The organism is Ignavibacteria bacterium, from assembly GCA_016873845.1.
GTDB lineage: Bacteria > Bacteroidota > Ignavibacteria > Ch128b > Ch128b > JAHJVF01.
The window spans coordinates 129,702-143,942 of the sequence record VGVX01000001.1 but is presented as its reverse complement, the minus strand read 5'-3'; the positions used below and the strand labels follow the sequence as shown (position 1 = coordinate 143,942).

The window sequence follows — 14,241 nt, the reverse complement described above, 5'->3', positions numbered from 1 at the left end:
GGTTAATTAGTCTTTCCATATTTATTTACTCATGTTCTACATTCAAATCAACAAATAAAACCGAAGCTTTACTTCCAGGAAGATATGCAGACTACACACTTCTCCCTAACGGATGGCGATTAACTCCAATTGGGGAAAGTCTTGAAATAGGTGAGCTTCCGTTAAATATGATTGTTACTAAAGACGAGAAGTATGCTATTACCTCAAATAGCGGAACTGCAGAACATTCATTGTCTGTAATTGATCTGCAAACTTACCAGGAGATTCAGAGAATAAATCTTGATAAAACTTGGCGCGGTTTAGCTTTTAACTCTGACGAATCAGTACTTTATGTATCAGGAGGAAATAATAATTTAATTTATCTACTAAGCTTTGATAAAGGTGAATTGACATTAAGAGATTCAATTCGACTAGAATTATCATCTCCGATGGAAAATATTTCGGTAACAGGAGTTGCTGTTTCAAATAAAAAAAATCTACTACTTGCTGTTTCTAAAGAAACTAATTCATTTTACGCGATTGATCTCAATTCAAGAAATGTGTTAAAAAAAATCGAGTTAGCCGAAAAATGTTTTGACGTCATTCTAGATAGTGATGAAAGGTATGCCTATGTATCTGTATGGGGCGGAAGTTCAATTGCAGTGATTAGCTTAGATGATTTTTCAATCAGCGCCATGATTAAAGTCGGTGATCATCCATGTGAAATGTTAATCGCTGACAAAACGAACCGCTTGTTTGTTACGAATGCCAACAATAATTCAGTTTCGATTATAGATTTAGGAAAAAATCTGGAGACTGAAAGATTAATCACATCATTAACATACGATGCTCCATTCGGCAGTACGCCCAACGCACTCGCACTCAATGATGACGAAACATTATTGTATGTCGCTAATGCAGATAATAATTATTTAGCGGTTTTCGATATCGAAAAACAAAATGCTTCTGAGATCGAAGGATTTATCCCCACAGGTTGGTACCCGACTTCAGTTAAGACTTTACCCAGTTCCAAAGAACTAATTGTCGTAAATGGCAAAGGATTGGGTTCGAAGGCAAATCCTGAAGGTCCAGTCCCAACTGATAAAAACAAATATATTAGTAGTCAATACATCGGTACTCTTTTTAAAGGAGAGATTTCAAAAATTCAAATTCCTTCAAGCGATGAAATGAATAAGTTGAGTTATTTAGTTTATCAAAACACTCCATACATTAGTAAGAAGAACGAAAAATCATATGAACAATCAGTAATTTCTGAAGACCACGATAGAAAAAGAAGTAATAAAATAAATTATGTGTTCTATATAATAAAGGAGAACCGAACATACGATCAGATTCTTGGTGATTTGCCGCAGGGAAATGGAGATTCATCTCTGTGCATTTTTCCGAGAAAGATAACTCCTAATCATCATTCACTCGCAGAGAAATTTGTACTGTTCGATAACTTTTATGTCGATGCAGAAGTTAGCGCCGACGGTCATAACTGGTCAACCGCAGCCTATGCAACAGATTATACAGAAAAAACCTGGCCGACACTGTATGGAAAACGAGGAGGAACGTATGATTACGAAGGTGGAGTCGCAATTGCATCCCCCTCATCCGGCTACATTTGGGATAATGTTTTGAATCACACTCTTTCGTTTCGCAATTATGGGGAATATGTGGAGAGAAATCCTAATAATCCTCAGCTTTATAGAGCACGAGATGAGTATTTACGAAAATACACTTGTGAAAAATTTCCAGGATATGATCTCTCGATCAGCGACATTTTCCGATTTAATAAGTGGTCAGAAGATTTTGATAAATTAATTGAGAAAGATTCGGTCCCTAATTTCAGTATAATCAGATTACCTAATGATCATACTGCTGGAACAAGGAGCGGCAACATCACTCCAACAGCATACGTAGCACAAAATGATTATGCTCTTGGGTTGCTTGTAGAAAAAATTTCAAAGTCTAAGATTTGGAATGAGAGTGCAATATTTGTTCTTGAGGATGATGCTCAAAATGGTTCTGACCATGTTGATGCACACAGATCAATTCTATTTGTAATTAGTCCGCACGTTAAAAGAGGTTATGTAGATCATACAATGTATTCCACATCGAGTGTCTTAAAAACTATTGAACTAATCTTTGGATTGCCTCCAATGACTCAATTTGATCTTTCTGCCAATCCTATTCTTGAACCATTTACCGATTTACCGGATTTTTCAGCTTATAAAGTGATTCCACCAATTGTTGACCTGAATGAAAAGAATCAAGCTGATGCTTACGGGGCTCAGCGTTGCGAGGAGATGAATCTCACCAGAGAAGATGCTATCCCAGATATTGAGTTCAATGAAATTATTTGGAAAGCAATAAGAGGAATTGAATCTAAAATGCCTGCCCCTGTGCGAAGTGCATTTGTTAAGATTAATTCAAGAGAAGATGATTAATAACTTAGAAAGATTCCGTCTCTCCAGAATCCAAATTACGTCGTGAAGAGAAAAATCATGCTCAAAGATGATATCTTTTTTTCCCACTAGGGGAATTAATTTTGCTCAAGATCGTTCTTGCAATTCCCTCTGCATTAAATCCATATTTTTTATATAAAGCTTCTGGTGTGCCAGATTCTCCGAAAACATCGTTTAATCCTATACGATGCACGATTTTTGGATAACTTTCACTTAAGACTTCGCAGACAGCTGAACCAAGTCCACCAATAATTGTGTGATCTTCAGCAGTAAAGATATGATCACACTCTTTTGAACAAGCAATAATTAAATCCTTATCAATAGGTTTAATAGTGTGGATATTTACAACCCGTAAATTAATATTCTGCTCCCTTAAAATTTTGCTGGCTTTTTTTGATTCTCCCACAAGCGCACCGGTGGCAAAAATAACTGCATCATTTCCTTCGGTTAATTGAACACCTTTTCCAATTTCAAATTTGTAATCTTTTGAATTTAACTCATCAAGATTTTGCCTAGTCAATCTAATATACATCGGACCTTTATGCATTACACTATAACGGATTAGAGCTTTTGTTTCAATTTCATCGCAAGGCTGACAGACTACAATATTAGGTAAGGATCTCATAAGCGAAATATCTTCCAATCCCATCTGACTTGTTCCGTCTTCCCCAATTCCGATGCCAGCATGAGTTCCGATAATTCTCACATTCGAATTTGTATATGCAATTGAAATACGAATCGTATCATATCGTCCGGTTATAAAGCAGGCAAAACTGCAGCAGTAGGGAATTTTGCCAGAAAGTGCTAATCCAGATGATGCTCCGAGCATGTGAGCTTCTTCGATTCCCATCTCAAAAAACCTATCAGGAAATGTCGATGCAAAGATTTGTGACATTGTAGATTTAGATAAATCTGCATCTAGAACTACAATATCATTATTTTGTTCACCCAATAGGGCAATTTCTTCGCCAAATGCGAGTCTAGATGATTTTGACATATTATTTTATCAGTTTTTCCAGTTCTTTAATTGCTAATTCAGTTTCTTTATCGTTTGGAGCTTTTCCGTGCCATTCGTTCTTATCTTCCATAAAAGACACAGATTTACCTTTAATTGTGTGAGCTACGATTATTGTTGGCTTCTCTTTGAAAGTTTTGGCTTTATCAAAAGCACTTTTTATTTGTTCGAAATCATGTCCGTCGATTTCTAGGGTGTGCCAGTTAAAAGCTTTTAATTTATTGATATAGGGTTCAATATCTAGTACATCTTTTATGAAGCCATCTATCTGACTTTTATTATAATCCAGAATGACACATAGATTATCAAGTTTGAATTTTGGAGCAGAGAGGAACGCTTCCCATATTTGTCCTTCTTGAGTTTCTCCATCGCCTATCATACAATATACCCGATAGTCTTTTTTATCTAGTTTACCTGCCATCGCCATTCCGACTGCGATTGACAATCCTTGTCCAAGCGATCCTGAAGATGCTTCCAAGTAAGGTAAATCTTGGAAACTTGGATGTCCTTGAATTCGTGATCCGAGCTGACGCAAATTCATTAATTCGTCTTGGGAGATTAATCCAATTCTTGCAAAAACAGCATAGAGGGCAGGTACACCATGACCTTTGGATAAAACGAATCGATCACGGTTTGGATCGAGTGCATTTTCTTTTGTTCTTTTGATTTCGTTGAAGAAGAGATAAGTCAAGATATCAATAGCACTCAATGAGCCGCCAGGATGGCCGGAATTCGCAGCGTGGAGTGCTTTGATAATGTCTATCCGAAGTTCGTTAGCGATTTTTTGTAATTCTTGTAGTGAGTACATCTTTCAAAAAAAATTTTTCAAATTTAGTTAGAATCAATTAGCAATCAAAATAAAATTAAGGAACGAAATCAGTTATAAGTAAATGTAAAAAGTTTCCCTTTCCACTGTCAGATTGGGTTTCTAAAAGATTGAATCTTTTCCGTCCACGATTAATTAAGTTTTTTGCTCCTATCACCGACCAGTCGGTGACAGAAATTAATTCATTCGGTTTATTTTGTTTACATACAACTGAATACGATAAATCATCCAGGTCTTGACAATCCGACCAACATATTTGTATCTTAATTTGTAAATTTTGGAGTGTACAATGTCGACTACAACTGTTAGAATCTCGAACAAAGCATATAGAATCCTGAAAGACATAAAAAAACGAACTGGAGACTCATTTCAGACAATTATTGAGGAATCGTTAGATAGCTATAAAGAAAAAGAGTTTTGGGATGAGGTAGATTCTGCCTTTAAGTATTTGAAAGCAACTTCGGTATGGAACGAAGAATTAAAAGAGAGAAAGATTTGGGATACAGCTCTCTCCGATGGAATAAAGGATTAACCTTATGCGAACACCTTTAAGAGGAGATGTCTGGTTAATTGATCTAAATCCGACTAAGGGACGTGAGCAATCAGGGAAAAGACCTGCACTAATAATATCAGCAGATGGTTTTAACAAAAGTCAAGCCGAATTGGTAATCGTTCTTCCAATATCTTCAAAAAAGAAAAACATTCCTTTGCATGTCGAAATATTTCCCCCAGAGGGAGGATTGAACATGCCTAGTTACATTAAGTGTGAGGATATTCGCTCAATCTCAAAAGAACGGCTTGATGAGTTTTTGGGTACAGTCAGCATTGAGTTATAAAAATGGTTGAGAAGATTTTAAAATTACTGCTTGTCCTGACTTAATATTAATGCTAAACCAGAGATTTACAAAATAACTAAATGAATTTGTGGAAAGCTTCCATCTTTTCACACGCGATTGAGTTTCCAAAAGATTGAAGCTTTTCTGTCCCCGATTAATTAAGTTTTTTGCTGCTGTCACCGACGGGTCGGTGACAGAATTTAAAGTTCTTCTGGAGATAACATCTTAGTATGTCAATAACTTTTAACTTTATTACCAGTTCTTTATATTTGAATCGAATTTCAATTATATCGGAGTGAAATATTAAAAAGTTCTTCATCACAATATTTATTGTAATGATACTTGCAGTGGCATTTGATAAATTGCTGATGCCTTGGTATGTTGGCGAACCTGAAGCACGTGTGAATAATGTAGTTGGAATGACTTATGAACAGGCAGAAGAAGTTTTAACAAATGCTAAATTCCAGCCAGTTAATGGAGGAATTCGATACGACCAGAAATACCCAGCAGGAACTGTAATACTCCAAAAACCTGAACCAAATACTACCGTAAAGCAGGGCAGAAGAGTTTATCTAATTGTCAGCGGCGGCGAGCAAATGCTTGAGATGCCGAACCTCAGATTGAAATCTTTAAGAGATGCGAATATTGCACTTTCAAGACTTGGAATAATTCTCGGTACTGTGACTGAAGATACCTCCAATTACGTTCCGAGGGGAGCGATCATGGAACAGTCAATTCCCAATGGCTCGAAAGTTGGGAGAGGAACAGTTGTTAATATTACTTTAAGCAGCGGGAAACCTTTGGGTGATATCGATGTGCCTGATGTTGTTGGAAAAAGTCTTTCCGAAGCTCGAAGAATCATCGAGTCATCAGGATTAAAAGTTGGTAAGATAAGTTACCAAGTAAGTATCGATCTATTACCAAATACAGTTGTTCTACAATTCCCTCGTTCAGGTGAAAAAATCAAGGAACAAAGTGTTGTGGATATATTTGTTGTTAGGGAAAAAGTTAGTGAACAGACCATTCGAGATTTTTAATGTATTTTCTTGCTCCATCTATCCTCTCCGCTGATTTTACTGATTTAAAAAATCAAATTCGTTTAGTCGAAATGGGCAAAGCAGATTGGATCCATTGTGATGTAATGGACGGAAGATTTGTACCGAATATCACATTCGGTCCTCTGATTGTCGAAGCAGTAAATAGGTTAACCCATTTACCTCTTGATGTCCATTTGATGATCGTAAAACCTGATCATTATCTTGAGAAGTTTGCTGAAGCTGGTGCAGATTATCTCTCAGTTCACCAAGAAGTATGTTTATATCTCGATCAAACTCTGAAAAAAATCAAAGAACTAAATGTTAAAGCTGGTGTGACTCTCAATCCGGCAACTCCTGTTAATACTTTGGAACATATATTGGGTGAGATCGATCTTTTACTCTTAATGTCTGTTAATCCTGGATTCGGAGGACAAAAATTTATTGATCACGTACTTAGAAAGATTGAGGAAGTTAGAAAAATAAAAGAAAAAAATAATTATAACTTTTTAATAGAAGTTGATGGCGGTATCGGAATTGATAACATTAAAAACTGTTTAAACGCCGGTGCAGAAGTTATAGTTGCTGGTGCTGCAATATTTAGAGGTGAAAATCCAACAGCTCGAACGTTAGAATTAAAAAATGTATTGAATGATTATAAAATGAGAAAGAATAATATAAAATGAAATTAGCTTTTGTTGGTGCAAAAATTATCACACCGTTTAGATGTATAAATCCTGGAACGATAATAATTGATGGAAAAAAAATTTTCGAACTTGGTAAAATCGAAGACGTTGATGTCAGCGCTGATTGTGTTGTTTATGATGCATCAGGAATGATCATCACTCCCGGATTTGTGGATTTGCTATGTCATGGAGGAGGAGGAAAAGGATTCGCTGACGACGATGATCCAAATGCGCTTTCTCATGTTTCTAAATTTCACTTTGAACATGGTACAACAACTCTCCTTGCAGGTTTATACAGCAAACCATATTCATTGCTAATAAAAGATATGCGACGAATTGCTCATTATATCGAGAATAGCGATTCGACGAACCTGTATGGGATCCATATGGAAGGTCCCTATATTAATCCAAAATTGAAAGGGGCTATGAATGAAGAATATATTTGGAAGCCCGAGCTTGAAAGCTGGTTAAATCTGAGAGATTCATCTCGCGGTTATATAAAGATCATGACAATAGCTCCTGAGCTGCCAGGGTGCCTTCCTATTATGCGTCATGCTGCCCAAGATAGAATTGTTTTATCAATTGGACATTCGGAAGCAGACTATGATGAAATTGAAACGGCAATTGACAATGGTGCATCTCATGTTACTCATATTTTTAATGCCATGCGTCCCATGCATCACCGTCAACCTGGCGTTGTAACTGCTTCTTTCCTCCGCGATGAATTGAAGATTGAGTTAATTGCTGACGGAATTCACGTACATCCAGTTGTAATGAAATTGATCTATAAACTTAAAGGGACTCGTGGAATAAATTTAATCACCGATGCGATTAGCGCAAGCGGTATGCCCGACGGCGAATATGAATTTGCAGACCAAAAAGTTTTTGTAAAAAATAAAAAAGCTTATCTCGAAGATGGTACGCTCGCCGGCAGTACACTAACAATGGAGGAAGCAGTTAAAAATATGGTAGAATTAGTTGGGATTCCTCCAACTGATGCAGTAAGAATGGCTTCATTGAATGGAGCAAAAGTTCTTGGTTTACAAAGAAGCAAAGGAATTCTCGCAGCAGGCATGGATTCGGATTTGGTGCTTATGAATTCTCAATACGAAGTCCTAGTCACACTTAGAGAAGGTTTGGTTAAATTTTCAAAACTTACCGGGCTGGAAGTTGATTGAAAAAGTAATTTTCGGATGAAAAATGTTTCTCTATGTTTTCTATCAATCACTCCTTCAATCAACGATTTTAATTGAGTTGCAGTCATGAATGTGCACATCAGTTCAGTTAGGAACATCGATGTCTTGCGAAAACTTATTGATGTAAAAAAGGTTAATGGCAAAAATTTTTTCTTTCCGACATTTGGATTATCAATAAAAATTGGAACCGATTCGAAACTTATTGAACGTTTTGAATCACTTAAATTCTTTTTCCCAGTTATCACAGAAGAAATGGAAAGTGATTTAAGGATTATTATTCTCGGAGATCTTAATTCGTTTTATATTCTTGCACAAGAGTTGAGATCAAAGGAAGAATTTATTCTTGCCGAAGAAATTAATAATCTGCTTAAGAATTATAAGGAATCTTACAAACATTCATATCAAATTGGGAAGAAAATTTTTTCTGGGGATGAATGCTATTTAATGGGTGTATTAAATCTTACTAGCGATTCCTTTTTTGATGGTGGTAAATACAACCGACCAGAAACTGCATTGAGAAGAATCCACGAAATGATAGCAGTTGGAGTTGACATCATTGATATTGGTGCAGAATCAACTCGCCCGGGCTCTGAGCCAGTCTCCGCTCAAGATGAATTAAGTAGAATATTACCGGTTTTGAAAGAAATTCAAAAAGATGAAGTTACAGTCTCAATCGATACTTACAAGTCCCAAGTAGCAGAAGTCTGTCTGAATAATGGGGCTCACATGATTAACGATATCAGTGGCTTAAAATTCAATCCCGAACTAGGAGAAATTGTTGCCAGGTTCAATGCTGGGATAATTTTAATGCATATCAAGGGGACTCCAAAAACAATGCAGGTAAATCCTCATTATGTTAATGTAATTGAGGAAATCAATTTTGAATTAAAATCGTCCTTAGAACTTGCAAAGAATAAAGGGATTTCGAAAATATTTATAGATCCTGGAATCGGATTCGGTAAACGTTTAAAGGATAACTATGAAATTCTAAATCGGCTGGATGAGTTTAGATTTCTCGGATATCCAGTTGCTATTGGTTTGAGCCGAAAATCATTTATAGGAAAAGTTTTAAATCAAACTCCTCCAGAAAGTTTAATTGGCACCACCGCCGCTAATGCGTCTGCTCAGTTAAGCGGAGCAAATATAATTCGCGTTCACGACGTAAAAGAAATGAATGAAGTAAAAAAAATCATTAACTTTATAAAAAGTCCAGATAGTCTTAATGGTTGATCTTTTTAAAATAGATTTCGTTACAATAACATTGCTCGATGTAATCGATATTGTTCTCGTAGCATATTTGTTTTATCTGATTTTCAATAACATGCGCGGAACAATTGCCTCGCAGATTTTTGCAGGCTTAGTCCTTCTGCTTTTATTATCATTCCTCGCCCAAGCTTTCAACATGAAAGCGATGGGTTTTTTGTTAAAATTGATAACAGATATTTGGGTGATTGCATTTGTGATATTATTTCAACCCGAACTAAGGAGATTACTAATCGGTTTGAGCAGGAATAGATTCTTAAGATGTTTTATTAGGACTGAGATTCAAGAAGTTGCGGATGAGATTGTCAATTCAGTAGAAGAGTTATCGCAAAAACAACATGGAGTTTTGATCGTTATTACAAGAACTACTGGATTGCGAGGTGTTATTGAAACTGGAATTCAGATTGGAGCAAAAGTTTCTAAGTCACTTTTAATGTCAATTTTTTATCCGAGGTCAGCATTGCACGATGGAGCTGTTGTTATCAGAAATAATTTGATTGAAGCTGCTAGATGCACTCTTCCACTAACCGCACAAAATATTATTGATGGATTTCAGCTTGGAATGAGGCACAAAGCAGCTATAGGGATTACCGAACAGGCGGATGTTATCGCAATCATTGTATCTGAAGAGACAGGAATCATTTCCATTGCTGAAAACGGAAAATTGTCTAGGGGCTTATCGCGAGAGATGTTGAAGACAAAATTGAATGACGCATTTTCACCGCAGGCTGTAAAATTAATGAAAACAGCTTTCAAGAAAATGGAAGATGTATAGTAACCATTAAATTATTTACTCGATTTTTTAGAGTTATAGAATTCCCATAAATGATATTCGTAATGAAATATTCAAAGTCCATAAAATATTTACTCTCAATTTGTTTAACAATTTTTTTGTTCCAACCTATTAACTTGTCGGCAAAGCCAAAATTAGTTGTTATCATTGTAGTAGATCAATTTCGATACGATTACTTGCAGACATTTTATCCATTCTTTACATCGAATGGATTTAAGAAGTTCAGTGACGAGGGAATTAATTTCACAAATTGTAAATTTGATTTCATTGGAACGGTTACCTGCGTAGGACATGCTACTATTTCCACCGGAGCAAATCCAAGAGTACATGGGATTATTGGAAACGCTTGGTTTGATGGTAAATATTTTCCGTGCATAGATTATTATGAAAACGAGGAATCCTGGAAACTTACGCCCCAAAGTTTGATGCTAACAACAATTGGGGATGAATTAAAAAGAAAATTTCCGGCATCGAGAGTTTTTGCTATCTCAGGTAAAGACAGAGCTTCAATAATGATGGGAGGAATGCTATCTGACGGAACGTACTGGATTGATTATACAAATGGAAAATTTCGAACGTCAGATTTTTATAAGCGTGATCTGCCAAAATGGTTAGTCGATTTTCATAATTCTTCACCATTTGATAAGTTTTTTAAGAAAACTTGGGAACGATCAATTCATGCAGAGCATTATTTATTCGACGATGATTCAGAATTTGAAGCGTCTCCGACTGGTATTGGAAATACTTTTCCCAGAATTTTAGGTGGAGGGAATCCCGATTCAATCACATCAAATTTCTATTCTTCGATGGCATTGACTCCTCACTCTGGTGGCGTAATACTTGACCTTGCAGAAAAATGCATTGAGCATGAATTGCTCGGCCGGGACGATGAACCGGACTTATTGTGGATCGGACTATCAAACATTGATGCGATTGGGCACGCGTTCGGACCGGAAAGTCAAGAGATTCAAGATTCGTTTATTAAGACAGATTCATTGCTGGCAAAATTTATGATCAAAATCGAAAATCAATTAGGAATTGAAAATGTCCTTTTTATTTTAACCGGTGACCATGGAGTTGCACCCGTGCCTGAAAAGATAAAAAATTCAATCGATGCAGGCAGATTTAGCTCGAGAGCCTTTGTTGACTCGATGAACAAGCATCTTAGAACAAAGTTCGGACAATTAAAGAACGATGAGAAGTTTGTTGAAATCAGCCTTGAACCAAATCTATATTTAAATGTTGACGCCATATTAAGTTCAGATCTTAATTTAAGTTTGATAATAAACGAGCTAAAATCATATTCAAAAACATATCATGAGATTGAATATTTCTTTGGAGAAAATGATTTAAGCGAACTATCCTCGGAGGTGAGAGAGAAGTTCGAGAACAATTTCATTCCAGGTAAAAGCGGTCAAATCATGTTCAGCTTGAAGCCATTTTACATATTTAAGAGTGATGGAGTGGGAACTACACATGGTTCATACCATGATTATGATACGCATGTTCCTTTCGCATTATATGGAAGTAATCTGAAACCGAAAACCTTGGGACTGAAATGTTCACCCGCAGATATTGCTCCAACACTTGCTGAAATTCTTGGATTTAATTTACCCGGTTTCAGATGTGGAAAAAGTTTAATTGACCTTATTAAATAACTTTCTAAATTATAATAAGAAATTCTATATTTGCTAATAATTTAATTAGGGAGGAAAAAATGATTAAGTTGACATACTTTGCGCATTCAGCATTTTTAGTTGAATTCGAAAATTTCAAGATCCTGCTGGATCCTTTCATTACCGGAAATCCACTCGCCACGGTTGAAGCTAAAAATCTTAATGCTGATTATATTATTCTCACTCACGGTCATGGTGATCATTTTGGTGATACAATTGATATCGCACGCAGATGTAAATCGACTGTCATAGCCGTAAATGAGTTAGCCAATTATGCCAATTCAAAAGGTGTCACTGCTCACAATATGCATATTGGCGGAGTGTATAATTTTCCATTTGGAAAAGTAAAATTTACAATTGCTCATCACGGTTCTTCTTCTCCAGAAGGGGACTATATGGGTGAACCAGCAGGCATTCTTCTAACCCTGAATGGAAAAACTATCTATCATGCTGGTGATACGGGGCTTTTTATGGACATGAAATTAATCGGTGAAACAAATAAGATTGACATAGCATTGCTCCCAATAGGCGGGAACTTTACAATGGATGTTGAAGATGCCATAAAAGCAACGGAATTTTTGAATGCAAAATTAACAATCCCAATACACTATAATACGTTTCCGGTAATACAAGCTGATCCCGATTCATTTGTTAAAAAACTTAAAGCTATCGGTTTAGAAGCCAAGAGATTGAATTTTGGTGAAACGATTGAAATTTAGTTATTATTTTATTTGGAGTTAAGTAGAAGACCTTAATGGGAAAAATAATCGCTGTAGCAAATCAAAAGGGGGGTGTTGGTAAAACAACGACAGCAATAAATCTATCTGCAAGTATTGCTGTGAACGAGAAAAAGGTCTTGCTAGTTGATCTCGATCCTCAAGCAAATTCCACTTCTGGTATCGGCATCGAGAAAGATACGAGTAGTGTCTATGATGTTTTGATTAATAAAATAGAAGCAAATCAGGTCATTATAAAAACACAAATGCCGAATCTAAATTTGCTCCCATCAAATATCAATTTGGTAGGGGCGGAAATTGAAATGATAGAATTTGAAGATCGAGAAAGAATTTTCAAAGAAGCAATCACCTCAGAAAAAAATTCTTATGATTATATAATTATCGATTGCCCTCCTTCATTGGGATTACTAACTTTAAATGGACTGACTGCAGCAGATTCTGTTATGATCCCTGTTCAGTGCGAGTATTTCGCACTTGAAGGATTAGGACAACTGCTTAACACGATCAATATTGTTAAAAAGCGTTTAAATCCTGAGCTCGAGATTGAAGGTGTTCTTCTAACCATGTTTGACATTCGTTTGCGATTGTCTCACCAAGTTGCAAGTGAAGTCCGTAACTATTTTGGGGATAAGGTTTATAAGACAGTTATTTCAAGAAATGTTAAACTGTCTGAAGCTCCAAGTCATGGACGGCCTGCTCTGCTTTATGATGCGATCGCAGTTGGTACACAGAATTATATCGATCTTGCATTAGAGTTCTTAGAGAGAAATAAATTAAATCAAAACTAATTATGAAAGCTTCAAAAACAGTTCTTGGAAAAGGTCTCGGAGCATTGATACGAGAAAGCACTTCACAAGAGGAAGTGAAAAAAATTCCGGACACAAAAGTTGAATCCTTAGAGGTAATCTCTAAGATTCCAGTGGAACGAATTGAACCTAATCCTTACCAGCCGAGAATTGAATTCGAGCCAGAAGCAATGAATGATTTAATGAATTCGATTAAAGAGAAGGGGATGATTCAGCCGATTACTGTTCGAAGGATTGATAATGGGAGATTTCAATTAATTTCCGGTGAAAGGAGATTGAGGGCTGCAACCATGTGTGGTCTTGAAATTGTTCCAGCTTATATTATCAAGATTGAAACAAAAGAGGAAATGATCGAATTATCTCTCATTGAAAACATTCAACGTGAGACTTTAAATCCCATTGAAATTGGTTTAGGTTTCCAAAGATTAATGGAAGAATGTAAACTGACTCAAGAGGAGATTGCGAGAAAAACTTCGAAGGATCGTTCTACAGTAGCTAATTTCATTCGATTACTAAAATTACCTGATGTCATCCAGCAAAGTCTAATTAAGAATGAAATTACAACCGGACATGCAAGAGCGTTAATAAACATTGACGATACTGAGACTCAAATAAAATTATGGAAGAAAATACTCGAAGAAAAAGCGTCAGTTCGAGTTATTGAAAAACTCGCTAAGCAGAAGAAACAAAAAAAGAAAAACACTTTAACTCTTTATAAACTCGAGCCAAACTTAGAGGATCTTATAACAAAACTTAGGCAGCACTTCGGAACAAAAGTAAACATTAAACAGAGGACGGATGGCAGCGGCGAAATTACCATTCAATTCTTCAACAAAGGTGAGCTCGAGCGCATCCTTGAAATTCTCAATGATAAAAATAATAATTATAATTAGTTTTTTATTTATCTGCCTTCCACAAACTAG

General features: G+C 36.1%; 13 protein-coding genes and 1 pseudogene. 12 read left to right on the top strand and 2 right to left on the bottom strand.

Annotated features, from left to right (window positions below; all coding sequences use genetic code 11):
• Positions 1 to 2,432: bifunctional YncE family protein/alkaline phosphatase family protein (locus FJ213_00675; protein MBM4174678.1), on the top strand; the 2,432-nt coding region annotated here is incomplete at its 5' end.
• Between the two features lie 61 nt (positions 2,433 to 2,493).
• Here the strand turns inward: FJ213_00675 and FJ213_00670 are convergent.
• Both FJ213_00670 and FJ213_00665 read right to left on the bottom strand, forming a co-directional pair.
• Positions 2,494 to 3,447, bottom strand: coding sequence for a transketolase family protein (locus FJ213_00670; GenBank protein ID MBM4174677.1), 954 nt, complete (start codon positions 3,445 to 3,447; stop codon positions 2,494 to 2,496).
• Position 3,448: 1 nt separating this feature from the next.
• Complete coding sequence (locus FJ213_00665) at positions 3,449 to 4,273, bottom strand: transketolase (protein ID MBM4174676.1); 825 nt, start codon at positions 4,271 to 4,273, stop codon at positions 3,449 to 3,451.
• Between the two features lie 307 nt (positions 4,274 to 4,580).
• On the opposite strand from FJ213_00665, the gene FJ213_00660 reads away from it, so the two are divergent.
• The 11 genes and pseudogenes from FJ213_00660 (at position 4,581) to FJ213_00610 (ending at position 14,211) form a co-directional block, all read left to right on the top strand.
• Positions 4,581 to 4,823, top strand: coding sequence for a hypothetical protein (locus tag FJ213_00660; protein MBM4174675.1), 243 nt, complete (start codon positions 4,581 to 4,583; stop codon positions 4,821 to 4,823).
• Between the two features lie 4 nt (positions 4,824 to 4,827).
• Positions 4,828 to 5,171: pseudogene (locus FJ213_00655) on the top strand (type II toxin-antitoxin system PemK/MazF family toxin).
• 291 nt (positions 5,172 to 5,462) lie between these two features.
• Entirely contained in the window at positions 5,463 to 6,164 is a 702-nt protein-coding gene (locus FJ213_00650; GenBank protein MBM4174674.1) for a PASTA domain-containing protein, read from the top strand.
• On the top strand, positions 6,164 to 6,847 hold the full coding sequence (locus tag FJ213_00645; protein MBM4174673.1) for a ribulose-phosphate 3-epimerase: 684 nt from the start codon (positions 6,164 to 6,166) through the stop codon (positions 6,845 to 6,847). The genes FJ213_00650 and FJ213_00645 overlap by 1 nt, the downstream gene beginning before the upstream one ends.
• Positions 6,844 to 8,025 (top strand): N-acetylglucosamine-6-phosphate deacetylase, encoded by a 1,182-nt coding sequence (gene nagA, locus FJ213_00640; protein MBM4174672.1) that lies wholly within the window; start codon positions 6,844 to 6,846, stop codon positions 8,023 to 8,025. Before FJ213_00645 ends, nagA begins: the two co-directional genes overlap by 4 nt.
• Before the next feature lie 84 nt (positions 8,026 to 8,109).
• Positions 8,110 to 9,273 (top strand): dihydropteroate synthase, encoded by a 1,164-nt coding sequence (gene folP, locus FJ213_00635; protein ID MBM4174671.1) that lies wholly within the window; start codon positions 8,110 to 8,112, stop codon positions 9,271 to 9,273.
• Positions 9,266 to 10,081, top strand: a complete 816-nt coding sequence (locus tag FJ213_00630) for a TIGR00159 family protein (GenBank protein ID MBM4174670.1) — start codon at positions 9,266 to 9,268, stop codon at positions 10,079 to 10,081. Before folP ends, FJ213_00630 begins: the two co-directional genes overlap by 8 nt.
• 50 nt (positions 10,082 to 10,131) lie before the next feature.
• Positions 10,132 to 11,757 (top strand): alkaline phosphatase family protein, encoded by a 1,626-nt coding sequence (locus tag FJ213_00625; protein ID MBM4174669.1) that lies wholly within the window; start codon positions 10,132 to 10,134, stop codon positions 11,755 to 11,757.
• 62 nt (positions 11,758 to 11,819) lie between these two features.
• Positions 11,820 to 12,494, top strand: coding sequence for a metal-dependent hydrolase (locus FJ213_00620; GenBank protein MBM4174668.1), 675 nt, complete (start codon positions 11,820 to 11,822; stop codon positions 12,492 to 12,494).
• A gap of 35 nt (positions 12,495 to 12,529) precedes the next feature.
• Positions 12,530 to 13,300, top strand: coding sequence for a ParA family protein (locus tag FJ213_00615; protein ID MBM4174667.1), 771 nt, complete (start codon positions 12,530 to 12,532; stop codon positions 13,298 to 13,300).
• Positions 13,301 to 13,302: 2 nt separating this feature from the next.
• Positions 13,303 to 14,211, top strand: coding sequence for a ParB/RepB/Spo0J family partition protein (locus tag FJ213_00610; protein MBM4174666.1), 909 nt, complete (start codon positions 13,303 to 13,305; stop codon positions 14,209 to 14,211).
• Positions 14,212 to 14,241: the final 30 nt, after the last annotated feature.